General features: G+C 69.1%; 19 protein-coding genes and 1 pseudogene. 16 read left to right on the plus strand and 4 right to left on the minus strand.

All coding sequences use genetic code 11. From position 1 onward, the window contains the following. The first annotated feature begins 44 nt into the window (after positions 1–44). The 12 genes from FVP33_RS05685 to FVP33_RS05740 all read left to right on the plus strand — a co-directional run bounded on the left by FVP33_RS05685 (position 45) and on the right by FVP33_RS05740 (position 13135). Positions 45–1400, plus strand: a complete 1356-nt coding sequence (locus FVP33_RS05685) for an ABC transporter substrate-binding protein (RefSeq protein ID WP_187270590.1) — start codon at positions 45–47, stop codon at positions 1398–1400. Between the two features lie 11 nt (positions 1401–1411). Then, entirely contained in the window at positions 1412–2401 is a 990-nt protein-coding gene (locus FVP33_RS05690) for a carbohydrate ABC transporter permease (protein ID WP_147782669.1), read from the plus strand. Beyond that, a complete protein-coding gene (locus FVP33_RS05695; protein WP_147782670.1) occupies positions 2398–3309 on the plus strand; it encodes a carbohydrate ABC transporter permease in 912 nt (303 codons plus the stop codon). Before FVP33_RS05690 ends, FVP33_RS05695 begins: the two co-directional genes overlap by 4 nt. Beyond that, positions 3306–4151: a sugar phosphate isomerase/epimerase family protein gene (locus FVP33_RS05700; RefSeq protein ID WP_147782671.1), complete on the plus strand. Its 846-nt coding sequence runs from the start codon at positions 3306–3308 to the stop codon at positions 4149–4151. The genes FVP33_RS05695 and FVP33_RS05700 overlap by 4 nt, the downstream gene beginning before the upstream one ends. Further along, complete coding sequence (locus FVP33_RS05705; protein WP_147782672.1) at positions 4148–5320, plus strand: Gfo/Idh/MocA family protein; 1173 nt, start codon at positions 4148–4150, stop codon at positions 5318–5320. Before FVP33_RS05700 ends, FVP33_RS05705 begins: the two co-directional genes overlap by 4 nt. Continuing rightward, positions 5317–6183, plus strand: a complete 867-nt coding sequence (locus FVP33_RS05710; RefSeq protein ID WP_147782673.1) for a sugar phosphate isomerase/epimerase family protein — start codon at positions 5317–5319, stop codon at positions 6181–6183. Before FVP33_RS05705 ends, FVP33_RS05710 begins: the two co-directional genes overlap by 4 nt. Continuing rightward, complete coding sequence (locus tag FVP33_RS05715) at positions 6173–7588, plus strand: mannitol dehydrogenase family protein (protein WP_147782674.1); 1416 nt, start codon at positions 6173–6175, stop codon at positions 7586–7588. Before FVP33_RS05710 ends, FVP33_RS05715 begins: the two co-directional genes overlap by 11 nt. After that, entirely contained in the window at positions 7585–8832 is a 1248-nt protein-coding gene (gene manD / locus FVP33_RS05720) for a D-mannonate dehydratase ManD (RefSeq protein WP_147782675.1), read from the plus strand. The genes FVP33_RS05715 and manD overlap by 4 nt, the downstream gene beginning before the upstream one ends. 197 nt (positions 8833–9029) lie before the next feature. Next, the gene (locus FVP33_RS20150) at positions 9030–10457 is read left to right on the plus strand and encodes a gluconokinase, GntK/IdnK-type (RefSeq protein WP_147782676.1); all 1428 of its coding nucleotides are present in this window, start codon (positions 9030–9032) and stop codon (positions 10455–10457) included. Positions 10458–10930: 473 nt separating this feature from the next. Then, complete coding sequence (locus FVP33_RS05730) at positions 10931–11557, plus strand: 50S ribosomal protein L25/general stress protein Ctc (protein WP_147782677.1); 627 nt, start codon at positions 10931–10933, stop codon at positions 11555–11557. Between the two features lie 30 nt (positions 11558–11587). Then, a complete protein-coding gene (gene pth, locus FVP33_RS05735; RefSeq protein WP_147782678.1) occupies positions 11588–12175 on the plus strand; it encodes an aminoacyl-tRNA hydrolase in 588 nt (195 codons plus the stop codon). Positions 12176–12214: 39 nt separating this feature from the next. Continuing rightward, entirely contained in the window at positions 12215–13135 is a 921-nt protein-coding gene (locus FVP33_RS05740) for an NAD-dependent epimerase/dehydratase family protein (protein ID WP_147782679.1), read from the plus strand. On the opposite strand, the pseudogene FVP33_RS05745 reads toward FVP33_RS05740, so the two are convergent. Continuing rightward, positions 13029–13478 (minus strand): annotated as a pseudogene (locus tag FVP33_RS05745) (TerC family protein); the annotation flags it as partial. The gene FVP33_RS05740 and the pseudogene FVP33_RS05745 overlap by 107 nt on opposite strands. Before the next feature lie 162 nt (positions 13479–13640). Here FVP33_RS05745 and mfd point away from each other — a divergent pair. The 4 genes from mfd to FVP33_RS05765 all read left to right on the plus strand — a co-directional run bounded on the left by mfd (position 13641) and on the right by FVP33_RS05765 (position 19229). Continuing rightward, complete coding sequence (gene mfd / locus FVP33_RS05750) at positions 13641–17240, plus strand: transcription-repair coupling factor (RefSeq protein ID WP_147782680.1); 3600 nt, start codon at positions 13641–13643, stop codon at positions 17238–17240. 172 nt (positions 17241–17412) lie between these two features. Then, complete coding sequence (locus FVP33_RS05755) at positions 17413–18513, plus strand: DUF4192 domain-containing protein (RefSeq protein WP_147782681.1); 1101 nt, start codon at positions 17413–17415, stop codon at positions 18511–18513. 108 nt (positions 18514–18621) lie between these two features. After that, positions 18622–18867, plus strand: a complete 246-nt coding sequence (locus tag FVP33_RS05760; protein WP_147782682.1) for an AbrB/MazE/SpoVT family DNA-binding domain-containing protein — start codon at positions 18622–18624, stop codon at positions 18865–18867. Next, positions 18864–19229, plus strand: coding sequence for a PIN domain-containing protein (locus FVP33_RS05765; protein WP_147782683.1), 366 nt, complete (start codon positions 18864–18866; stop codon positions 19227–19229). Before FVP33_RS05760 ends, FVP33_RS05765 begins: the two co-directional genes overlap by 4 nt. 20 nt (positions 19230–19249) lie before the next feature. On the opposite strand, the gene FVP33_RS05770 is transcribed toward FVP33_RS05765, so the two are convergent. The 3 genes from FVP33_RS05770 to FVP33_RS05780 all read right to left on the minus strand — a co-directional run bounded on the left by FVP33_RS05770 (position 19250) and on the right by FVP33_RS05780 (position 24465). Then, the gene (locus FVP33_RS05770) at positions 19250–21361 is read right to left on the minus strand and encodes a RecQ family ATP-dependent DNA helicase (RefSeq protein WP_147782684.1); all 2112 of its coding nucleotides are present in this window, start codon (positions 21359–21361) and stop codon (positions 19250–19252) included. A 100-nt stretch (positions 21362–21461) separates the two neighbouring features. After that, positions 21462–22151, minus strand: a complete 690-nt coding sequence (locus FVP33_RS05775) for an HNH endonuclease (protein ID WP_187270591.1) — start codon at positions 22149–22151, stop codon at positions 21462–21464. A 247-nt stretch (positions 22152–22398) separates the two neighbouring features. Next, on the minus strand, positions 22399–24465 hold the full coding sequence (locus FVP33_RS05780) for a nuclease-related domain-containing DEAD/DEAH box helicase (RefSeq protein WP_147782686.1): 2067 nt from the start codon (positions 24463–24465) through the stop codon (positions 22399–22401). Positions 24466–24692 lie beyond the last annotated feature (227 nt).

Below are 24692 nucleotides of genomic sequence, written 5' to 3' on the forward strand. Positions count from 1 at the left end.
CCAGCCCTCGATCGCATCCAGCCATCACTCAAAGGAGAGTCATCATGAAAGCTCGACACGCGCTCGGCGCGATCGCCGGGATAGCCATCCTCGGCCTGGCCCTTCAGGGCTGTGCGGGGTCGACGACGCCGGCTCCCGCGTCGTCATCCACCAAGATCGACGGCACGGGCAAGACTCTCGACGTGATGATCGGCGCCAACGCCCTCTACCCCGCGGAGCAGAAGCAGTGGTTCCAGGATGTCTCGGACCGGTTCGAGAAGCAGACCGGCGCCAAGGTCAACTTCGAGACCTTCGCCTCCGCCAACGACGAGCTGACCAAGATCCAGACCTCGGTGCTCTCCGGGCAGGGACCGGACCTCTACAACCTCGGCTCCACCTTCACGCCGACCGCGTACTCCACCGGCGCGTTCGTGCAGCTCACCGAGGCGGACTGGAAGAAGATCGGCGGCCGCGACAAGTTCATCCCGGGCACGCTCGGCATCTCAGGTCCCGATGCCAAGCACGAGGTGGGTATCCCGTTCGCGAGCCGCCCGTTCGTGATGGCCTACAACAAGGACCTGCTCGCCGCGGCGGGCATCGACAAGCCGGCCACCACCTGGGACGGCCTCACCGCGCAGGCCAAGAAGCTCACGACGGGTGACACCTACGGGATGGCCCTCGCCTACGCCGACAGCTACGACCCGTGGAAGTTCGTCTGGGCGATGTCGCTGCAGGCCGGGAACCCGATCCTCGACGGCAAGAAGGCCCGCTTCGACGACCCGACCACCCTCAAGGCCTACCAGACCTATTTCTCCTGGCTCACCGACGAGAAGGTCGTCGACCCGAGCGCGATCGGGTGGAAGAACGCCCAGGCCGTCGCGGCCTTCGCCTCGGGCAAGGCCGCCTTCCTGCCGATGACCACGTCGACCTCGATGGTCACACTCGACAAGTCGGCCGTGGCGGGCAAGTACGCCTACGCCCTCATGCCGACGGTGCCCCCGGGCGCCAAGACCACCCCCAAGAACGGCAAGCCGGCAACGAGCATCATCTCGGGTGACAACATGGTCGTGGCCAAGTACTCGAAGAACCAGGATCTCGCCTTCGCGCTCGTCAACATGCTCACGAGCGCCTCGAGCCAGACGAGCTACCAGAAGCTCTTCGGCGACCTGCCGACCAACGCGGCGGCGGCGAAGAAGCTCGAGGACGGCAACGCCGCGCTCGCCCCGGTGATCGACTCGGCAGCCAAGTCGGTCGGCACCCCGTTCAGCGGGGCGTGGGGCGACACCCAGCTCGCCCTGGTGAACGTGGTCGTGCAGTCGATCCCGTCGCTGTCCACTGGCTCCCTCAAGGTCTCCGACCTCAAGGCGAAGCTCGCCACCGCCCAGACCGCGGTGCAGGCCGCGCTCGACAAGGCGAAGTAGGCGCGAGCGACATGTCCACCTCAACTCCGGTCAAGGCGCCCGCCGTGACCAGGGCGAGCGGCTCGCCGACGGGGTCCCCCGTCGGCGGCCGCCCGGCCAGGCGACCGGGTCGCTCGCCGAGCGAACGCAACCGCCCGTTCTGGATGCTCGCCCCCGGCGGCATCCTCATGGTGATCATCATCATCGTGCCGCTCGCGATCGCCTTCGTCATCTCGCTGCTCGACCTCGACCAGTACACCCTGCGCAGTTGGCTGCAGGCCCCGTTCATCGGTCTGCAGAACTACCTGGAGGCGGTGACCAAGTCGAGCCTGCTCCGGTCGATCTGGATCAGCGTCTCCTACGCCGCAATCGCCTCCGCCGTCACCCTCCCGATCGGGGTCGCCGCCGCCCTCGCCACCCAGAACGCCTTCCGCGGGCGCGGACTGGTGCGCTCCATCTTCCTCATCCCCTACGTGCTCCCGGCGTTCGTCGTCGGCACGGTGTGGCGCACGATGCTGCAGCCGGGAGGAGTCGTCGACGCGGGCCTCACCGGCCTGGGCATCCACGCCGGGCTGTGGCTCAACGGCCCGCAGAGCTACTGGGCCCTCATCGCGGTGCAGATCTGGAGTTCCTGGCCGTTCTTCTACCTGCTGGTGCTTGCCGGTCTCCAGTCGGTGGACCAGGAGGTGCACGAGGCGGCGGCGATCGACGGCGCAGGCTGGTGGACCAAGCTGCGCCACGTCATCTTCCCGTACCTCAAGGGGCCGGTGTCGCTCGCGCTCATCATCTCCTTCCTGCACAACATCAATGGATTCACCCTGCCGTTCGTGCTCTTCGGGGTTCCGGCTCCGGAAGACGTCAACGTGCTTCCCGTGCTCACCTACATCACGAGCTTCCAGAGCTTCAGATTCGGACTGAGCGCCGCGATGGCCGTCGCCTCGCTCGTGCTCATCGCCATTCCGCTGTTCATCTACCTGAAGGCCGTGCGACTCGACACCGGCGAGGAGGGCAAGCGCCCATGACCGAGATTCTCGTGCGACCGCCCCTGCTGGGCCGCAAGCCCACCGGTCGGCTGAACGCCGACGTCACCCGGCTGCTGCCGAAGCCGCTGCTCGTGACCATCGTGGTGATCCTGCTGCTCGCGGTGCTCGTGCCCCTGCTCTACATCGTGCTCGCCTCGGTCAACTCCGACGTGTCCGTGGCGAGCGGCGCCTTCTTCCCGACCGAACTTCACCTCGACAACTACCTCAAGGTCTGGACCACCGTCGACCTGCGCAACGGCCTCATCAACAGCGTGATCGTGAGCGGCTCCGTAGCGATCATCTGCGCCGCGCTCGCCGTCTCGTCGGCCTACGTGCTGGTTCGCTTCGCCTTCCGGGGGCGGCTCACCGTGCTGCGCACCCTCGTCGGCCTCCAGTCGATCCCCGGCACGCTCATGCTGCTGCCCGTCTTCGTGCTGTTCGCGAGTCTCGCGAGCGCGCTCGGCATCCAGATCATCGGCACCCGCTGGGCTCTCTTCATCACCTACATCACCTTCGCGCTGCCGTTCTCGACCTGGGTGATGGTGACCTACCTGCGCGGCCTGCCGCGCGAGCTCGAGGAGGCGGCCCGCATCGACGGGGCGTCGTCCTGGCGCATCCTCACCAGGATCATCGTGCCGCTGAGCTGGCCGGGGATCGTCGTTTCGGCGATCTTCGCGTTCCTGCTCGGCTGGAACGACGTGCTGTTCGCCTCGGTGATGACCGACCGCACCTCACGCACCGCAGCGGTGGCGCTCCAGGTCTTCGGCGCCACCCAAGAGGGAGGAGCGATTCCGCTCTACGGTCAGATGATGGCGGCCTCGCTCATCTGCGCGCTCCCGGTCGTCGTTCTGTATCTCGTTTTCCAGCGCTACCTCGTCGGTGGCCTGACAGCAGGAGGAGTCAAATGAGTACCACCACCGCGAGCTGGGCCCTGAGCGGGTTCGGCGACGAGATCGACGCCGACCCGGTCGTGCAGGTCGCCGTGCTGCAGTCGCTCGGGGCGAACCACATCGAGGTGAGGAGCGCCTGGGGCACGAACATCGTCGAACTCTCCCCGGAGCAGCTCGACGCGCTCGCCGCGGTGTTCAGCGAGCGGGGGATGGGGGTCTCGGCCATCGCCTCGCCGATCGGCAAGGTCGACGCCGGCCTCCCCGTCGAGCACGAGGTGGCGCGGCTCGAAGCCGCGATCGCCGCGGCGCATCGTCTCGACAGCCGCTACATCCGCCTGTTCTCCTTCTATCGGGCGGAGGGGACGGAGGCCGCGAGCATCCGCGACGCGGTGCTCAGCAGACTGCGCGCCCTCGCCGCCCTCGCCGAGCGGGAGGGAGTGATCCTGCTGCACGAGAACGAGAAGGACATCTACGGCGACACCCCCGAGCGGGTGCTCGACATCATCGAGTCGGTCGGCTCGGATGCCCTGCGGGTGGCGTGGGACAGCGCCAACTTCGTGCAGGTGGGCGTGCGGCCATTCACCGAGGGCTACGCGATGCTGCGCCCGCACCTCGAATACCTGCAGGTGAAGGATGCCATGGCCGCCACGGGCGGCGTCGTTCCGGCGGGGGAGGGCGACGGCCAGCTGCTCGAGACCCTCACGGCCCTGCGCGACGACGGCTACGCCGGGTTCGCCTCGCTCGAGCCCCACCTCGCCGACGTCACCTCGATGGGCGCCTTCTCCGGCCCGTTCGCCTTCGGTCGCGCCGCCCGCGGCTTCGCCAGCCTCACCAACCAGTTGGGAATCAGCCCCAGATGAGTTCCGCCGTATCGTCCACCTCCCGTCCGCTCGCCGTCGCCCTCGTCGGCTGCGGCATCATCGGCGTCAACCACTCGCGCGTGATCGTGCGCCATCCCGACCTGCGGATCGTCGCCCTCGTCGACTCGGTGCCCGAGGCGTCCCACCGCCTCGCCGACCTCATCGCCGACGAGCTCGGCGCGGAGCGACCGGCCGAGTTCACGACGCTGGGCGAGGCGCTTTCGGCCTCCAGCGTGGACCTCGTCGTGATCTGCACCCCGAGCGGGCTGCACGTACAGCTCGCCGAGGAGGCCCTCGCCGCCGGCACCCACGTCGTGATCGAGAAGCCGCTCGACGTGACCCTGCCGCGCGCCCGCCGCATCGCCGCCCTCGCGGCGGAGGCCGAGAGCCGCGGAAGCGTCGTCTCGGTGATCAGCCAGCACCGGTTCGACCCGGCCTCCGTCGCCGTCGCGCGCGCCGCCCACGATGGCGCGTTCGGCCGCATCACGAGCGGGGTCGCCTCTGTCGCCTGGTGGCGCAGCCAGGAGTACTACGACTCCGGGCAGTGGCGAGGCACCTGGGCGCTCGACGGCGGCGGCGCGGTCATGAACCAGGGCGTGCACACCGTCGATCTGCTGGTCTGGTTCCTCGGCCGGCCCGTGGAGATCTTCGCGCACACCGCCCTCCTCGCCCACGAGCGGGTGGAGGTGGAGGATGTCGCGGTGGCGACCGTGAGGTTCGAGTCCGGCGCCCTCGCCGTGCTGCACGCGACGACCGCGGCCTACCCGGGACTGTCGGTGCGCCTGCAGGTTCACGGGTCGGAAGGCTCGGCCGTCATCGACGACGACCAGCTCGAATACTTCTACGCCGCAGGCGACGGCGAGCCGCGGAACCAGGCCTCCGAGCAGGTGGCGGCGTCCGAGCTCCGCGGGGCGGACAAGGGACCGGACGGCTTCATCGTCGGCCACCTCCGCCAGTACGAAGACATCGTCGACGCCATCCGCACCGGACGGCAGCCGGGCGTGCGCGTGGAGGACGCCCTCGTCTCGCTCGCGGTGGTGCGCGCCGTGTACCTCTCGGCGACGCTCGGCACGCCGGTCTCGTTCGAGGCCGTGCTCGCCGGCGACCTGGACGACGTCGACGTGACCGCCGGGGCCTTCGCCGACGTGCTCGTGGGAGGCTCCCAGTGAAGCTCTCCGTGTTCACAGCCTCCACCCCGGACTGGGAGCCGGAGCAGGCCGCGGGAATCCTCGCCGCCCAGGGCTGGGACGGCGTCGAGTGGCGCATCGTCGACCAGGCCGATGCCACCCCGCCCGGCTTCTGGGCCGGAAACCGGTCGACCTGGCCGCTCACCGGTCTCGAGGACCGCCTCGACGACATCGCGCGCATTACCCGTGATGCCGGCCTCGAGTTCTCGGGGCTGGGCGGCTACGCGAACTGCCGCGATCACGACAACGTGGAGCGGATGCTCGCCGCGACCTCGAGGCTCGGCGCGCGCCAGGTGCGCGTGACCATGCCGGGCGTGCCGTCCGGCGACTACCGCGAGACCTTCGCCACCACCCGCTCCGACCTCGAATGGATCGAGGGCCGGGCGGCCGAGCACGGCGTTCGCGCCCTCGTCGAGCTGCACCACGGCACGATCACCTCGTCCGCGTCTGCCGCCATCCGTCTCGTCGACGGGCTCGACCCCGAGCGGGTCGGCGTGATCCACGACCTCGGCAACCTGCTGATCGAGGGGCACGAGGACTTCCTCGCGGCCTTCCAGATGCTCGGACCGTATCTCGCCCACGTGCACGTGAAGAACGCCCTCTGGCGCGCCACCGACGAGCCGGGCTTCGACGGCTCGGTCATCTGGCGCAATGAATGGGCGCCCCTGCGGTCGGGGCAGGCGAACGTGGAGGCCTACTTCGAGGCCCTGCACGAGCACGGCTACGACGGCTGGGTCACGGTGGAGGACTTCTCCACCGAGCTGCCCCTCGAGCAGCGCACGGCCGACAACCTGGCCTACCTGCGGGCGATCCACGAGAGGGTGACCACGCGCCATGATCGCTGAGTTCGTCGGACGGCGCTCGGTGCGCCATCCCGTGCGCATCGTGCATCTGGGGCTGGGCGCCTTCCACCGGGCGCACCAGGCCTGGTACACCGAGCGTGCCAACGCCGACGCCGTCGAGGGCTGGGGCATCCACGCCTTCACCGGTCGGAGTGCCGCCGCCGCCGAGGTGCTCAGCGCGCAGGACGACCTCTATGTGCTCATCGAACGCGGCGACGTGGACACCGAGTCGATTATCCAGAGCATCAGCGCCGCCACGGATGGCGCAGACGGTCCGGCCTGGCGCGCGGCGGTCGCCGACCCGGCTGTCGCGATCGTGACCGTGACGGTGACCGAACGCGGCTACCGCCTGTCCACCGAGGGAACCCTCGACCTGCTGGATGCGGATGTCCAGGCCGACATCGCCCTGCTGCGCGGCGGCGGGCGGCCGGCCGACACCGCCGCGGCCGTTACGGCTCCGGGGCGACTCGTCGACGGGCTCCGTGCGCGGATGCTCGCTGGGGGCCCAGGCATCGCCGTGGTCAGCTGCGACAACCTGGCCGACAACGGTCGCGCCACGCGCGAGTCCGTGCTCGCCCTCGCCTCCGCGGTCGATCGGGAGCTCGCCGACTGGATCGAGCGCACCGTGTCCTTCGTGTCGACGATGGTCGACCGCATCACCCCGGCCGCCACCGCCGCCGACCGCGCCATCGCGCTCGCGGCGACCGGGCTGCCGGATCAGACCCCCGTCGTGACGGAGCCGTTCAGCGAGTGGGTGCTGAGCGGCGACTTCCCCTCCGGCCGCCCGGCGTGGGACGCGGCCGGGGCGCGGTTCGTCGACGACATCGCGCCGTACGAGCGCCGCAAACTCTGGCTGCTCAACGCCGCGCACTCCCTGCTCGCCTACCGAGGACTCGCCGCCGGGCACGGCACGATCGCCGGCGCTATGCTCGACGTCGACTGCCGCGAGGCGGTCGAGGCGCTGTGGGAGGAGGCGGCGGAGGTGCTGCCCCTCGACGCCCCAGAGATGAACGCGGCCGAGATCGAGGCCGCCCTGGCCGCGCTCCGTTCGCGATTCGCCAACGCCCGCATCGAACACCGCCTGTCGCAGATCGCCACCGACGGCTCGCACAAGCTCGGTCCGCGCATCATCGAGCCGATGCGTCGTCGTCGGGAGGCCGGTCTCGCGGTCGGCACGGCCGAGGCCGGGGTGCTCGCCGCCTGGGCGACCCACCTGGCCGACGACCACTTCGCCGATCCGAGCGCCGAGGCCCTCGCCGGCGAGCTCCGCGGGCTCGACGCCGTGGATCGGGCCGGCGCCGTCATCCGCTTCCTCGCCCCGGATCTCGCCGACGACGGCTCCGTCGTCGCCGCCGTGGCCGCCCAGATCGACACCCAACGAACGACCCTAGGAGCACGCCGACCATGAAGATCGCCTCAGCCGAAGTACTCGTCTCCAGCCCGGGACGCAACTTCGTCACCCTGCGCATCACGACAGACGACGGGTTCGTCGGACTCGGCGACGCGACCCTCAACGGCCGCGAGCTCGCCGTGGCGAGCTACCTGCGCGACCACATCGCCGCCCTGCTCATCGGGCGGGACGCGCACCAGATCGAAGACACCTGGCAGTACCTGTACCGCGGGGCGTACTGGCGTCGCGGTCCGGTGACGATGGCGTCGATCGCCGCCGTCGACACGGCCCTCTGGGACATCAAGGCCAAGGTCGCCGGCCTTCCGCTCTACCAGTTGCTCGGCGGCAAGAGCCGGGTGGGCTGCCTCGCCTACGGTCACGCCAGCGGGGTCGACCTGCCGGAGCTGTTCGACTCGATCCACGAGCACCTCGACCAGGGCTACCGGGCCATCCGCGTGCAGACCGGCATCCCGGGACTGGACTCCGTCTACGGTGTGGCATCGAGCAAGAACGCCGGGGCGGGGGACTCCGGGGTGAGCGCGCGCTACGACCACGAGCCGGCCAGGCGCAGCGCCGTTCCGGTGGAGGAGAGCTGGGACACCCGCGCCTACCTCCGCCACGCGCCGACCGTGTTCGAGGCCGTGCGCAACGAGTTCGGGCCCGAACTGCCGCTGCTGCACGACTCGCACCACCGGCTCACCCCGATCCAGGCGGCGAAACTCGGCAAGTCGCTCGAGCCGTACGACCTGTTCTGGCTGGAGGATGTCACGCCGGCCGAGAACCAGGCGGCGCTGCGCCGGGTGCGCGAGCACACCACGACGCCGCTCGCGATCGGCGAGGTCTTCAACACCATCTGGGACTACCGCGAGCTGTTCGAGGAGCAGCTCATCGACTACGTGCGCTCCCCGGTGACGCACGCGGGCGGCATCACCGCGCTCCGCCGCATCTTCGACTACGCGGCGGTCTACCAGATCAAGTCGGGCGTTCACGGCCCGACCGACATCTCGCCGGTCGGTCTCGCCACCGCCCTGCATCTGGGCATCGCCATCCCGAACTTCGGCATCCAGGAGTACATGAAGCACAGTGCGGCGACGGATGAGCTCTTCCGCCCCACCTACTCCTTCGACGGCGGCTACCTCGTGCCCGGAGACGGCCCGGGGCTCGGCGTTGACTACGACGACCTCGTGGCCGACGCGCACCCCTACGAGGGCGCCTACCTGCCGGTGAACCGCCTGCTCGACGGCTCCATGCACGACTGGTGACCGCAGCGGCGCCCGCCCGCCGCCCACGCGCGTTTCTCCGGAGGTTTCGGCCGTCGAGCCGGTTTTAGTGCCGAAAAGGGCCGGATGTGGTGCCTCCGGAGCGAAACCTCCGGAGAAACGCGCGGCGGGTGGAGGCGAGTGGGCGGGGTTGTGTGCGTAGCGCAGGTGCCAGAGTGTGGTGTGAACGGGAGGGTGTGATGGAGGCGGAAGTCGGAATCGAGTCGTTGCTCGCGCCCGGCGCCACCCTGCGGCGACTCGCCACGGGGGCGGTCTGGTCGGAGGGTCCCGTGTGGATTCCGGCGCTCGGTGCGGTGCGCTGGAGCGACATCCCCGGCAACCGCATCCTCCAGGTGCACGTCTCGAGCGGCGAGACCTCGGTGTACCGGGATGATGTGGAGTTCACCAACGGACGCACCCTTGACGCCGCGGGGGCGGTCATCCAGTGCTCGCACGGTCGTCGAGCGGTCGAGCGTGACGTCGACGGGGTCGTGACCACCCTCGTCGACCGGTGGAATGGCGTCCGGTTCAACTCGCCCAACGATGTCGTGGTGAAGAGCGACGGCACGATCTGGTTCACCGACCCGCCGTACGGCATCACGTTCGCCCGGGAGGGACACCCGGGGCAGACGGAGTACGGTGCGAACTACGTGTTCCGATTCGACCCGGCGAGCGGCTCGGTGACCCCGGTCGTCACCGACATGGAGGAGCCGAACGGCCTCGCGTTCTCCCCGGACGAGTCGATCCTCTACGTCTCGGACACCTCGGTCGCGTTGCGCGCCGGCGGCAACCATCACCTCCGTGCCTACGACGTGATCGACGGGCGCTCCTGCGCCGACGGCCGGGTCTTCGCGGTCGTCGAGCCGGGGGTCTCAGACGGGTTCCGGGTCGACGAGCACGGCAGGGTCTGGACCTCGAGCGCCGACTCCGTGCAGGTGTTCTCGCCGGGCGGCGCGCGGCTCGGCGCGATCGCCGTGCCGGAGGTCGTGGCCAACGTGTGTTTCGGTGGAGAGGACGGCGGCACACTCTTCATCGCCGCCTCGACGAGCCTCTACGCGATCGAGACCACGACCCGGGACGCGGTTCGTGCGCCTCTCGGTAGCCTTGACCCCATGCCTGTGAACGTCCGGAAGCCGCTCGTCGTCGTCATGGGAGTCTCCGGCTCCGGCAAGTCCACGGTGGGGAACGCGCTCGCCGACGAGCTCGAGGTCCCGTTCGTGGATGCCGACGACCTGCACCCGGCGGCCAACGTCGCGAAGATGGAGGCCGGGCATCCGCTCACCGACGACGACCGCTGGCCCTGGCTCGCCCGCGTCGCATCGACGCTTTCCGCCGCGGAGGGCAGCGGCATGGTGATCGCCTGCTCGGCGCTCAAACGGGTCTACCGCGAGGCGATCCTGGCCGCCGAACCGGCCACCCGGTTCGTCTTCCTGAGCGGGTCGCGCGGGCTTCTGGCCGAGCGGATGTCGCACCGGCCCGGCCACTTCATGCCGGTGTCGCTGCTCGACTCTCAGCTCGCCACCCTCGAGCCGCTCGCCTCGGACGAGCCGGGCGTCACGGTGTCCCTCGACTCCGGCGCGGCGCCGGCGGAGCTCGCGAACCTCGCCGCGACGTGGCTCGCGCGGTAGCCGCACCGCTCGCGTAGCCCGCAGCGCTCCGACCAACGTTTCTCCGGAGGTTTCGCTCTCGGCGCCCCGTATTTCCGCGTGACGGCCGATTTCGGCCCGCCGAGCGGCACACCTCCGGAGAAACGCGAGCCGGGCGGTCGAACGCGAGCAGGGCGGTCGAGCGAGCAGGGCGGTCGAGGGCGGGCCGGATGCGGCCGCACACAGGCCGCGGGCCGGAGTCCGGCGCCCGCAGCGCCGTCTCCGCATCCCGTGTAAACTCTCCCACTGGGTCTTGCCCGACCGGTTCTCCGGCGGCAGGGCTACGAACTTCGGCGAGGGATCGTCGGCCGCACCAACCGGTGCGGTGGACATCCGTGATCGACGCGGTGGAGCGGGGCACACGGGCTGCAGAGCCCAGGTCTTTTTCCTCACGCTGATGCGTTCGAGTTGAAACCAATGACACGCGGGCCCCCGGCTCGCAGAGGAGAAAAACCATGGCGGAGAAGAAGGCTCACAAGGAGCTCACCAACAAGATCACGGCCGAGCCGCGCAACACGTTCGGCAAGGGCGTCGCCCGCAAGCTGCGCGCCGCGGGCAAGGTCCCGGCCGTCGTCTACGGTCACGGCACCGAGCCGCGTCACCTGAGCCTCCCGGCCCACGACGTGTCGCTCCTGCTGCGCAAGGCGAACGCCATCCTCGACCTGCAGATCGAGGGGGAGAGCCAGCTCGCTCTCGTCAAGGACGTGCAGAAGGACCCGCTGCGCCAGATCATCGAGCACATCGACCTCATCGTCGTGCGCAAGGGTGAGCGCGTCGAGGTCGACGTGGCCGTGCACCTCGAGGGCGAGCCGGTCTCCGGCACCGTCGCGGACCAGGACGCCAAGTCCCTCCTCGTCGAGACGCTCGCCATCAGCATCCCCGAGAACATCGTCGTGAGCGTGGAGGGCCTCGAGGCCGGCACGCACATCTACGCGAAGGACATCACGCTGCCCGAGGGTGCGGTGCTCATCACCGACCCCGAGACGCTCGTCATCGCGATCAGTGTCCCGGCCGAGCAGGACCTCGGCGAGGCGCCCGAGGTCGAGGCCCCCGCCGCCGAGGCCGAGGCGGCCGCCGAGTAGCGAGCCGTTCCCCAGGGAAAGACAGACCCGCTGGACACCAATCAGTGGCTCGTAGTCGGGCTCGGCAACCCCGGGCCCGACTACGCGAGCAATCGACACAACGTCGGCCAGATGGTGCTGGCCGAACTCGCCGACCGGGCGAGGGCACCGTTCAAGAGTCATAAGACCAATTCGATGGTCGCCGAGGGGCGCACCGGTCTCGAGGGCCCGCGGCTGATCCTCGCGAAGCCGAACTCGTTCATGAACCTCTCCGGTGGTCCGGTCGCCGCACTCCTTCGTTTCTACAAGATCGAACCCGAACGCCTCATCGTCGTGCACGACGAGCTCGACATCCCGTTCGACCGCCTCAAGATCAAGAAGGGCGGCGGCGCCGGCGGGCACAACGGGGTGCGTGACATCATCTCGGCCATCGGAACCGGCGACTTCGTGCGCGTGCGGGTGGGCGTCGGTCGACCCCCCGGGCGCCAGGCCTCCGCCGACTTCGTGTTGCGCGACTTCGGTTCGGCCGAGCGCGCCGTGCTGCCCAACATCCTCACGGATGCCGCGGATGCCGTGGAGTCGATCGCGCGGGATGGACTCACCGCGGCCCAGTTGCGGTTCCACACCGTCGCGGAGTAAATGCTTGGCGTGCCGCCGCCAGCCGCGCAGACTGGGTGGGTGAAGGTTCTCGTTGCCGGAGCTACCGGGGTGATCGGCCGCCCCCTCGTGCGCCACCTCATTCGGGCGGGGCACGCCGTCGCGGGGCTCACCCGCACGGAGGCCGGCGCCGACCAGCTCGTCTCCCAGGGTGCCCGGGCGATCCGTGCCGACATCCTCGACCTGGGCGCGCTCCTCGAGGCGACGGCCGGCCTCGCCGCGGACGCCATCATCCACGAGGTCACGGCGCTCGCCCGGCCGCCGGCTCGCTACGCCGACATGGAACCGACCAACCGCCTGCGCACCGAGGGCTCGGCACACCTGCTCACGCTCGCGAAACAGGCGGGGGCGACCCGGTTCGTGACCCAGTCCATCGTCTTGGGCTACGGCTATCGGGACCACGGCGTCGTGCCGCTCGCCGAGGACGCCCCGTTCGGCGTGCCGGCTGGGCTCGGCAGCGACGCGGCTGTCGCGGCCATGGCCGACGCGGAGCGGCAGGCGTTCGAAGCGACGGGCATCGACGGCATCGCGGTGCGTTACGGGCTGCTGTACGGGGGAGACCCGGAGTTCGCTCCTCGGCTGCGGGCGCGGGCGCTTCCCGTCGCGTCTGGCAGGCGGGGAACCATCGCGCTCGTCCACGTGGAGGATGCCGCCCTCGGCACCGTCGCCGCCCTTGAACGCGGAGTGGACGGCGCGGCCTACAACATCGTCGACGACACCCCGGCGACCTGGCGGGAGTTCATCGAGCAGTCCGCGCGCACCGCGGGAGCGCCGCCGCCGCCCGTGCTGCCCGGGTGGGCCTTGCGCGTGGTGGCTCCATACGCGGCCGAACTGCTCACCCGGGTGAACATGCGCGTCTCCAACGAGAGGGCCCGCGAGCAGCTCGGTTGGGCCCCGCGCTATCCGTCCTTCCGCGATGGCCTGGCGGTGCAGCTGGCCTGACCGGCCGGCTGGGTTCGGCCCGCCTCTGCGCCGCTTCGACGACCGAGCGCCGCCCCTGACCCTTCGTTTTGCGAAGGCTGGCGATCACCGCGACCGCGATGATCGCCGCCACCACCGCGAGCGACACCGTCGTGGGAATGTAGACCAGGTCGAGCAGGAGCATCTTCACCCCCACCCACACCATCACGACGGCGAGTCCCACCTTCAGGTAGACGAATCGGTGCATGAGGTCCGCGAGCAGAAAGTACATGGCCAGCAGGCCCAGGATGGCGAAGGCGTTCGCGGTGAAGACGAGAAACGCATCGTCCGTCACGGCGAACACTGCCGGGATCGAGTCCACCGCGATCCTGCTCGTCGAGTCGGGGCATCCGGCCGCTATCGCGACTCGGTGGCGGCCGTTTCCCCCGAGTCGGGATGGCGTGGACCGAGTCGCGAACGCCCCGGCCAGAGCCGAGGAAACCGCGCGGGCAGCGGGAGTGTCCGGGGCGGCGCGTAGACTCTTCCGGTGATCCTTCAGGGCTTGAACCGTGCGCTCGCGCGCGCCCGCACGTTCGAAAACGCCCTCTCCTACGCGGCCAGAAGCGCGGATTTCTCCCTCGTAGACGGCCTCCGCGCGCCACTCCTGGCCGGGCTGCTTGACGCGCGAAAGGGGCCACAGGCGCTCCTCGCGATCGTCGCGACCGGCCGCGACTCCGAGTCGCTGCGCGGCGCGCTCGCCTGTGTGTCGCCGGACGCCGAGGTCATCGAGTTCCCCGCCTGGGAGACGCTGCCGCACGAGCGGCTGAGTCCGAGCGCCGAGACAGTCGGCAAGCGCATCCGGGCCCTGCGCCACCTCCAGCGTTGGGAGGCGGCCGTGCAGGCGGGCGAGCCGGTCGGCGACCTCATCGTGGTCGCGAGCGTGCGCGCCGCCCTGCAGCCGCTCTCCGACAACCTCACCAGTCTCGAGCCGCTCGAACTGGTGGCCGGCCGGCGTGGCTACAATCTCGCCGAGCTGTCCACCCAGCTCGTCGATCTCGCATACTCCCGCGTCGACATGGTCACCCGGAGGGGCGAGTTCGCCGTGCGCGGCGGCATCCTCGACGTGTTCGCGCCGGTCGCCGAGCATCCGTGGCGGGTGGAGTTCTTCGGTGACGAGGTGGAGCAGATCCGCGAGTTCTCGGTGGCGGACCAGCGCTCGCTGCCGGCCGCCGTGGCCGTCGTCGAGCTTCCGGCGAGCCGCGAGATGCTCCTGAGCCCCCAGGTGCGCCAGCGGGCCAGGGAGATGCAGCACGAGTTCCCGAGCCTCTCGACCATGCTCGCCAAGATCTCGGAGGGAATTCCGGTGGACGGCATGGAGTCGCTCGCCCCCGCCCTCGTCGACCGCCTCGTGCCTCTCACCCACTACCTCCCCGCCGGCGCGGCGATCGCCGTGCTCGCGCCCGAGCGGGTCGCGTCCCGAGCGGTGAGCCTCGTGGAGACGAACCGCGAGTTCCTCGGCGCGGCCTGGAACGCCGCGACCGCGGGTGCGGAGGCGCCGATCGACCTCGACTCCGGCGACTTCCTCAGCATCAACGCCCTTCGCGAGTCGGCCGGCGACCGCGCGTGGTGGACGCTGAGCAGCTTCGACTCCGGCGCGGTGGATGTCGCGGCGACCTCCGAACTCCGCGACGGCGACCACTACATCCGCATCGACGCCACGACGGTGCCGAGCTTCCAGGGCCGGGCCGACGGCGCGATCGAGTACGTGGGCGAGAGGCTCAGGGATGGCTGGACGGTGGCGGTGGTTGCCCAGGGCGCCGGCCTGGTCGAACGCGCGGCCGAGGCACTCGGCGAGCACGGCTTCGCCGCGCGGGTGGTGGACGAATTCCCCGCGGCGCCCGAGACCGGCATCGCCTACCTGCTCAAGGCATCCGTCGAGAACGGCTTCGAGCTGCCCGAGATCAAGTTCGCCCTGCTGAGCGAGAGCGAGTTCTACGGACGCGCCGCCGGCTACGACGCCCGTCAGGTGAAGAAGCTCGGCGTGCGGCGCAAGAACGTCGTCGACCCGCTGCAGCTCAAGTCGGGCGACTACGTCGTGCACGAGACCCACGGCATCGGCAGGTTCGTCGAGTTGGTGCAGCGCGAGGTCTCGACCGGCGGCCGCAACCCGGTCAAGAACTCCCGGGAGTACCTGCTGGTGGAATACGCGCCGTCGAAGCGCGGCTACCCGCCGGACAAGCTCTACGTGCCCACCGACCAGCTCGACCTGCTCACCCGGTACGTCGGCGGCGAGGCGCCCGCGCTCAGCAAGATGGGCGGCGGCGAGTGGGCGGCGGCGAAGGGCAAGGCCCGAAAGGCCGTGCGCGACATCGCCGTGGAACTGGTGAAGCTCTACTCGGCGCGCATGGCCAGCCGGGGCCACGCCTTCCCGCCGGACACCCCCTGGCAGCACGAGCTCGAGGACGCCTTCCCGTTCGCGGAGACTCCGGACCAGCTCACCACCATCGACGAGGTGAAGGCCGACATGGAGCGGCCCATCCCGATGGACCGCCTCATCTCCGGCGACGTCGGCTACGGCAAGACCGAGATCGCCGTGCGCGCCGCGTTCAAGGCCGTGCAGGACGGCAAGCAGGTGGTGATGCTCGTGCCGACGACGCTGCTCGTGAAGCAGCACATGGAGACCTTCGCCGAGCGTTTCGCCGGCTTCCCCGTGCACCTGCGCGCCCTCAGCCGTTTCCAGACCGACAAGGAGTCGAAGGAGACCATCGAGGGCATGGCGGATGGCACGGTCGACATCGTGATCGGCACGCATCGCCTGCTCAGCCCCAGCATCCACTTCAAGGATCTCGGGCTCGTCATCATCGACGAGGAGCAGCGCTTCGGGGTGGAGCACAAGGACGCCCTGAAGAAGCTCAAGACCAACGTCGACATCCTCGCGATGAGCGCCACCCCGATCCCGCGCACGCTCGAGATGGCGGTGACCGGCATCCGCGAGATGTCGACGCTCGCCACGCCGCCGGAGGACCGGCATCCGATTCTCACCTTCGTCGGGCCGTACAACGACAAGCAGGTGGGCGCCGCGATCCGCCGCGAGCTGCTGCGCGAGGGGCAGATCTTCTTCGTGCACAACCGGGTGTCGAGCATCAACCGGGTCGCCGCCCAGCTCGCCGAACTCGTGCCGGAGGCGCGCATCGCCGTGGCGCACGGCCAGCTCCCCGAGGCGGTGCTCGAGCAGGTGATGGTCGACTTCTGGGAGCGCAAGTTCGACGTGCTGGTCTCCACCACGATCATCGAGACCGGCCTCGACATCGCCAACGCGAACACCCTCATCATCGACCGGGCGGACAAGTACGGGCTGTCGCAGTTGCACCAGTTGCGCGGCCGGGTCGGTCGCGGGCGCGAGCGTGCATACGCCTACTTCCTCTACGACGCCGACAAGCCGCTCGGCGAGGTCGCGCACGACCGCCTGGCCACGATCGCGGCCAACAACGAACTCGGCGCCGGCATGCAGGTGGCGCTCAAGGACCTCGAGATCCGTGGGGCGGGCAACCTGCTCGGCGGGGAGCAGTCCGGCCATATCGCCGGGGTCGGCTTCGACCTCTACCTGCGGATGATCGGCGAGGCCGTCTCCACCTTCCGCGGCGACGTGGCGGAGGGCCAGACCGAGTTGCGTCTCGAACTGCCGGTGGATGCGCACATCCCCGAAGAGTATGTGGAGAGCGAGCGGCTGCGGCTCGAGGCGTACCAGAAGCTCTCGACGGCATCCTCCCCGGCCGCCTCGGTCGACGCGATCGATCACGTGCTCGAGGAGCTGACCGACCGCTATGGCGAGCCTCCCGTGCAGGTGCAGAACCTGATCGCGGTGTCGCGGCTTCGACGGATGGCGCAGAAGGCCGGGCTCAGCGAGGTCGTGACCGCGGGCGGCAACCTCCGCGTCGCGTCGATGGAGCTCGCGGACTCGATCCAGATCAGGCTGCAGCGGATGTTCCCGGGGGCGCGGTACTTCGCCCAGACGCACTCGGTCTCGGTGCCGCTCCCGGTGCGGCAGGGCATCCCGCTCGCCGATGCCGACCTCATCGAGTGGACCGGCCAGCTGCTCGTCGCCATCTTCGGCGCCGAGCTGAAGGTGGAGCCGGCTCCGGTCTGACCTCCCCGGCTGCAACTGTGCCCGTTTGTCGTGACTGTGCCCGGTCGCCGGTGCCAAATCACGACGAAGGGGCACAATCACGGCGAGGTCCCGATTGATCGCTGGTGCGTGGTTATCCACAGATCGCCGGGCGCTCCTCCCCGCGCCAGCAGACATCCCGACACTGGGACGCATGACATTCGTTCTCAAGGTCAGCGGGCCGGCCGACGTGCTCGCGATGGTTCCCGGACTGGTGGGATTCACCCCGCGCAACAGCGTCGTGCTCCTCGCCTTCCGCGGCACGCGCTCCTGCGGCGCGCTGCGCTTCGACCTCCCGGCCCAGCAGTCGAAGATCACCCACAAGCGGGTGGCGACCTTCATCGTCGGCATGCTGTGCAAGCTCCCGGATGTCGATGCGGTCATCCCGGTGATCTGCACCGACGACGGCTTCGCCGGCGGCACAGCGATCCCGCGCCGCGAGTTCGCGGAACTGCTGGCCCGCCGCCTCGAGTTTTCCGGCTTCGAGCTGCGCGATTCGCTCTGCCTCGCGGCGGACGGTTGGGCCTCGCACCTGGCAGCGCCTCCGCCCGGCGGTCACCCGCTGTCCGAGATCGCGAATTCGCCGGCGGCCGCGGCGCTCCCCGACGGGCTCGGGGTCCCGGCGTCGCCGCAGGAGCGCATTCCGGATGCCGCCCCGGCCGACGCGAGGCGGGTGCAGAAGGGCCTGGTCCGGTATCGACGACTGTACGTGCGGCTGACGACCGAAGGCCCGGCGACCTTCCCGGACCCGGTCGAGCTCGCTCCGCTGTCGGACATCCCGCTGTTCGCCGAGGAGGCGCTTTCCTGGGACGAGGACGCTCTCGATGCCCACGGTGCACTGCTCCTCTTCGCGCTTCAGGGGCCGCCCGTTCGGGATCACGTCATGCTGCAGTGGGCCACGAGCCTCGCCGTGGGTGATCGGATGTGGCGGGACATCGTGGAGGACCGCGCGAGGGACTCGGCGGCCGACGCGCAACTCTCGAACCTGATGTTCGGCGTCGGTCCGCGTCCGGAGCCGGAGCGAATCGAGCGCGGCATCCGCGTGCTCCTGACTCTCGCGTCCCGGGTCGCCGGCACCGACAGGCTCGCGCCGCTGTGCATGCTCGCCTGGCTGAGCTGGGCTCTCGGCCGCGGCAGTGTCGCTGGGCGCTACATCGACGAGGCCCGCGCGATCCAGCCCGACTACGGCATGGCGGTCGTGCTCGACACCATGTTCAGCAACGGGCTGTTGCCCGAGTGGGCATTCCGGCCGTGAACGCCCGACCGTCTCTCTCTCGCGGGAGCCTGGCGATCATCACACGGAGGAACCCTCGCCGTCGCCCTCGGTCTCCAGTGGCGGCCGCCAAAGTGGTACCGTCGAACCATGAGTGGCACACACACCTTCACGGTGGGAGATCGCGGCCGAGTGGTTCTGCCGGCCCAACTGCGGAAACACCGCGGATGGCCAGTGGGGACCACACTCGTCGCGGTGGAAACCGCGAGCGGCGTCGTGGTGGCCTCGCGCGATGAACTCGAGTCGATCGTGAAGGCCGAGCTTGCCGGCACAGATCTCGTGTCCGAGCTTCTGGCCGAGCGTCGAGCCGCGGCCCAGCGCGACGATCGCGGGTGAACGTCTTCGACGCGTCCGCATTGCTCGCCTACCTGCGCCAGGAGGCAGGCAGTGACGTGGTGCGGGAGAAGCTGCGCACGGGCGGGCTCTGTGGGTCTGCCAACTGGGCGGAGGTGGCGCAGAAGGTGCGGTCGGCCGGTGCCGACTGGGCAGTGTCGCGTGCTCTCCTCCTCAGCTATGACCTGTCAATCGAGCCGGTCTCGCAGGCCGACGCCGAGACGGCGGCGGTGCTCTGGCGTGCGGGCTCCGGTCTGTCGCTCGCCGATCGGTTGTGCCTGGCGCTGACCCAGAGGGTGGCCGGAACGGTCTTCACGGCCGACGTGGAGTGGCACGGCCTGCCCGGGGTCGAACTGATTCGCTGAGGGCGGCCGCCCGGCGAAGCTCAGGCGCGCAGCGCGAGCGCGAAGGGCAGCACCCCGGGTGCCCCGGCCTGACGAAGCAGCCGGGACGCGACCGTGAGGGTCCAGCGGCTGTCGGCGAGGTCGTCCACGAGCAGCACCGGGCCGGTCAGGGTGCCGAGCGCGGCGGAGACCGCCGGGCTCACCGCGAAGCCGTTCCACACGCCGCCCAGCCGGTAGGCGCTGTTGCCGCCCGGGCCGCCCGTCGGGCCTCCGTCGGCGAGCTCGAGCGAGCCGAGGTAGGGCAGGCGACCGGCGTCGGCGAGCCCGGTGGCCACCGAGGAGACGAGCTGCGGGCGGGAGCGCGACGGTACAGAGACGACGGCGCTCGGGCGCTCCTCCCACGGCCACTCCCCGAGCACGCGCACGCAGGCGGCGAGGAGCGCGGGGCTGGCCGGGGCGTCCACGGCGTTCGGCGCGAAGATGGCGCGCAGCGTGCCGCCCCAGCCCAGGTCGGTGAGGCGGGCGAGGGCGCGGCCTTCGAGCATCCAATCGCTCACGGCGATCTTGCCCTTCGCCGGCACTCCCACCCGGTCGGCGCCGGTCGGCCACTGGGCGCGGGGTTCGAGCGGCACACCCACTCGGTCGAGCGACGAACTCGCGGTCGCGGCGGCGGCATCCAGCACGTCGGCCGGATACCAGGCGCCCGCGCAGTTGTCGCAGCGGCCGCAGGGCGCGGCAGTGTCGTCGTCGAGGGACGTCTGCAGGTACTCCATGCGGCATCCGTCTGTGCGTTCGTACTCGATCATGTGCTGCTGTTCGGCCACCCGCTCCGCCGCGATGCGCTCGTAGCGGTCGCTGTCGTAGACCCACGGGTGGCCGGTGGCGACCCAGCCGCCCTGAACGCGGCGCACCACGCCGTCCACGTCGAGCACCTTGAGCAGAAGTTCGAGGGGCGTGCGCCGGATGTCCACCCGGGACTCGAGGGCCGGCGTCGACAGTGGTCCCTCGTGGGCCTCGAGAGCGTCGAGCACGGCCGTCGCCCGGGCCTCGCTCGGCATGGAGGCGGTGGCGAAGTAGGTCCAGATCGCCTCGTCCTCCAGGCCCGGAAGCAGCAGCACATCGGCGTTCGCGGTGGCGCGGCCGGCGCGGCCCACCTGCTGGTAATACGCCACGGGGGAGGAGGGCGCGCCCAGGTGCAGCACGAAGCCCAGGTCCGGCTTGTCGAAGCCCATGCCGAGGGCGCTCGTCGCCACGAGCGCCTTCACCTCGTTGGCCTTGAGCATCCGCTCGGACTCCTCCCGCTCGCCCGTGTCGGTCTGGCCCGTGTAGGCCCGCACGTTGTGGCCGGCATCCCGCAACAGGCGGGCGGTGTCCTCCGCGCCCGCCACGGTGAGGGAGTAGATGATTCCGCTGCCCGGCAGCTCGGTGAGGTGGCTCAGCAGCCAGCCGAGGCGGGTGCGGGCATCCGGCAGTCGCAGCACCCCCAGGCGCAAGGATGCCCGGGCGAGCGGGCCGCGGATCGTGAGTACCTCTCCCACCGCGCCGAGTTGCTCAGCGACATCCTGGACCACCCGCGAGTTCGCCGTCGCCGTCGTCGCCAGCACCGGGACTCCGGCCGGCATCTCGGCGATGAGGTCGCGCAGGCGTCGGTAGTCCGGCCGAAAGTCGTGGCCCCAGTCGGAGATGCAGTGGGCCTCGTCCACCACGAGCATGCCGACTCGGCGCATGAGCTCGGGCAGTTGTGTCTCCCGGAACGACGGATTGTTCAGCCTCTCCGGCGACACCAGCAACACGTCCACCTCGTCGTTCGCGAGCTGTTGCCGCACGTCGTCCCACTCGTGGGCGTTGGTGGAGTTGATGGCCACCGCACGCACTCCGGCCCGCTCAGCGGCGGCGATCTGGTCGCGCATCAGGGCCAGCAGCGGCGACACGAGGATCGTCGGCCCCGCCCCCTGTCGCCGCAGCAGCAGCGTCGCCACGAAGTACACCGCGGACTTGCCCCACCCCGTGCGCTGCACCACGAGCGCGCGCCGCCGGGCGTCCACGAGCGCGCTGATCGCCTCGAACTGCCCGTCGTGAAACTCGGCGTCGTCGCGCCCCACGAGGGTGCGCAGAATCTGGGCGGCGGATGCGCGGGTGTCGGTGTCTGTCACGCCCTCAGCTTGTCAGGTGCGGGTGACGGTGGGGTGTGGGTGCGTCCAGCAACGTTGCGCGTGCGGCGCACGTTCGAAGTGGTGGGCACTGAATTAGTGTCTACCGACTGAATTCCGCAAATCGGACGGCAAGCGAATCCTTCGACGGACTGTCGACCAGTCTCGTAGGTGTGTTCAGGCGCCGGCCGTGCATGTCTTGCAGTCCGTGTCGGAGCATTGGCCCATCGATTTCATCAAGCAGCTCCCGATCAATCCGCACCTCATAGTCGGGCGTAATACCGAGAAGATTTCTGTCGTAAGCGGCGTGGTGAATTTTGCATAACGCGAGCCCATTTGAAACCCGCGCGAAACCATAGACGTCAGAGTCGGCGATGATGTGTGCCGCATCGAGGAGATCACCGTGTTTGAGGCTGCAGATAGCGCACGTAGTCCTGTAGGCGTACATGATCTGGGCTCTGAAGACGGGTTGGTGCAGCCTGGTTCGAACGGTTCGCTCGGCATACCGCCGCTCGTTCAATGTCATATGGAGTGGGTCGCCGAAGAACCTCATCGATTCGTCAACAGCGATCAGGAACTCTCTCGCGACTGTGTCGTCGGCAACCACGTAGACCGGATAGTACGGGACAAACGCCTTTGGGCGAATGCCGCGAAAATAGACCAAGGGCTCAGCGTTTTCGAATGCTCGACGGAGCTTCGAGTTGTCTCCGCCATCGCGAGATTGGTACGCATAGCGGACAAATCCATCGCTGCTAATCGTTTCGTCACCATATGGACTCTTGGTGCTCGTCATGATTGTGAGAGTCGAATCGAAGTCTTGTGGATTTCTAATACCTCTGGCGGTGTCCAATAGCGGTAGTCGTTCAAGCCCGTAGTGATAGTTCTCCAACTCTTCTCGAGACAGCTCCGACTGCCCGGACGCGAGCGTCCCGTCTAGCCAACGAAAGACGTCCGAGCGAATGGCGGCTTGTTCGGCGGCTGATCTCATGTGTTAGTCCTATCAACAATCTCAGAGGTCGTCACGGGCCCGGCGGGAATCCTTAAGCAACCCCCACCCACAACCCATCCCGAGCCCGGGTCATTGCCACGTACAGCGCCCGGCGGTCGAGTTCCCGCCGCTCACTGTCGGCCGAGTCGATGCCGAGGGGAGCCGCTTCGAGCAGCCTCTGGGGAGTGCGCACGACCAGCACCTGCTTGAACTCGAGGCCCTTCGCGCGCTTGATCGTGCCCACCTTGACCGCGTCTACAGGTTTCCCGTCGTACTTGAGAAGTTCCACTGTAGGAACGTCCGCGCCGGCGAGGGCCTTGATCACGTCGGTCGCGGCATAGTTGGCGTGGGTCAGGATCCCGATGTCGCCGGGCCGGGTTCCGGTCGCAAGCAGGGTGCGAACGTGGTCAACCAACGACCGATCGTGGCCAGAACGAGAACTGAATCTGGTTACCTTCGGCTTCGTGCCATGCCGCATGATCTGCGCGGGCAAGTCTGCCTTCGACATCACTCCCTCGATGTCAACGAACTCGTCGCCGGTCACAAGGCTCGCTGCAAAGTCGGCGATTTCAACGGTGTTGCGGTAGTTCCTAGTCATGATCACGCCGCGGCCGGCGATGGAAATATTGGCTTCCGAAAGGGTGTAACCGCCGAGGTAGATGGTCTGCTGGCCATCACCGATGAGATTGAGGCCGTCTGGGCGGTCGCCGACTACGGCATGGAGCATCCGGATCATTGCGCAGCTGAGGTCCTGTGCTTCGTCAACGACGACAGCGCAGTAGTCCTCCAGTGGTGTCTTGCGCAGCGACTGCTCCGCGAGCAAGATCACGTCGGCGAAGTCATTGACGCCTTCCCTCCGAAGGGCCGCGTCATAGGCCGCGTGCAACTCCCAGACGGCGAATCGGTTCTCGGCGGTGAGCCCGCGGCGGCGACCCACCCTGGCGAGCGTCGCGTACTGCTCGAACAGGGTGAGGCCGCGACCCTTGATCACGCTGAGGATCTCGTCTCGCCAGTAGTCCGAGCGGTCGTCGATCCGGCCAAGTGGGCCGTCCTTCGCGACCGACCGCCATGCGGCATCAAAACACTGATCGGTTTTCTTCTGGTTCAGGCTGTACGGGATTCCTCGGTGCTTGAGGATGTTGATCGCGAAGGCGTGCACTCCCGTGAACTCCACGCGGTCGGCGATCTCGGGTGCCATTCGCTCGAGCAGAGACGACAGCACGTCCGGCAATGTGCGGACGAACGTAGTGACGAGCACCTTGCCGGGCCGGGTGCGGGCAATGTACGCGGCGCGGTGAAGGCCGACGACGGTCTTGCCGGTGCCGGCGGCGCCGCGGATGCGCGAAGGACCATTGAACGAGCGACGCACGAGGCGAGCCTGCTCAGGGTGCAGGAACGCCATCCATTCTTCAATCGGTTTGGCGAGGATGTTGGCAAGCAGCGCATCCTCGATTTCCTCCACGGTGATCAGCGCCTGTTGCAGCGTCGTGGGAACGATGGGCGCCGGGAGGGTGAGCTCTATTGGCTGATCGGTCATCGCGTAAGGCGGGAAAAGCAGTTCGACGGCCGACAGTGCGGTCGCGATCTGCCCTGGTGTGAGCCGAGGACCGCGGCCGATGAGGTAGTCAATCGCCTTGTCCTCGCCAACGAGGTCGACGCCGTTGACTCTGCTGCGGATGCCACTCTTGTTCATGAAGACCGCGACGACGCGAACCTCCCCCGGGGCGAGCCCCACGTCGGCCAGCGCTGCCTCGGTTGTCGCGGCCAGGCTGGAAATTCCATCGAAACGATCGGTGACGTCGTCCTGTCCCTGGAACACCCGATCCGCTGTGACGTGCAGTTCCGCCCAGGACTTGGCATCCACGATGCAGACTCCGGTCGGCCCCACGAGCACGAAGTCCACCTGCGCCTTTCGCGAATTGGGCCAGAGCCTGTCGGTGAGTACGTGATAGCCCATCTCCGTAAGGGGCTCGAGCATGGAGCCGAGTCGCGTCTCGGTCGCCTCGGCGGCGGAGTATCGGCGGTGCATCTCGCGCGCCTTGAGCGCGACGAACTCGGCCTGTTCGGCCTGAGCCTTGTACCGAGCGGCCTCGTTGGCCGCCGAATGTCCCGCTGCCATGGTTGCGCTCCTGTCGAGCCGGCATGGTCGCGCGCTCAGCGGTCGCCCCGGCTGGCGACCTCATCCTCATCCTCGCCGAGTGAGGAGCCCTCGTCTATCGCCTGTTCGGGGGCAGTCGAGACGCCTCGCACCGGTCCGATCGGCGGCTACCTCCGCTGTTTCCGGCGCAATTCGGACACAGTTTTCATCCACTCCTCCACAAGCGAGATCGGGCGAAGTTATCCCCT

Origin of the sequence: Lacisediminihabitans profunda, assembly GCF_008040105.1 — a bacterium.
Taxonomy (GTDB): Bacteria; Actinomycetota; Actinomycetes; order Actinomycetales; family Microbacteriaceae; genus Lacisediminihabitans; species Lacisediminihabitans profunda.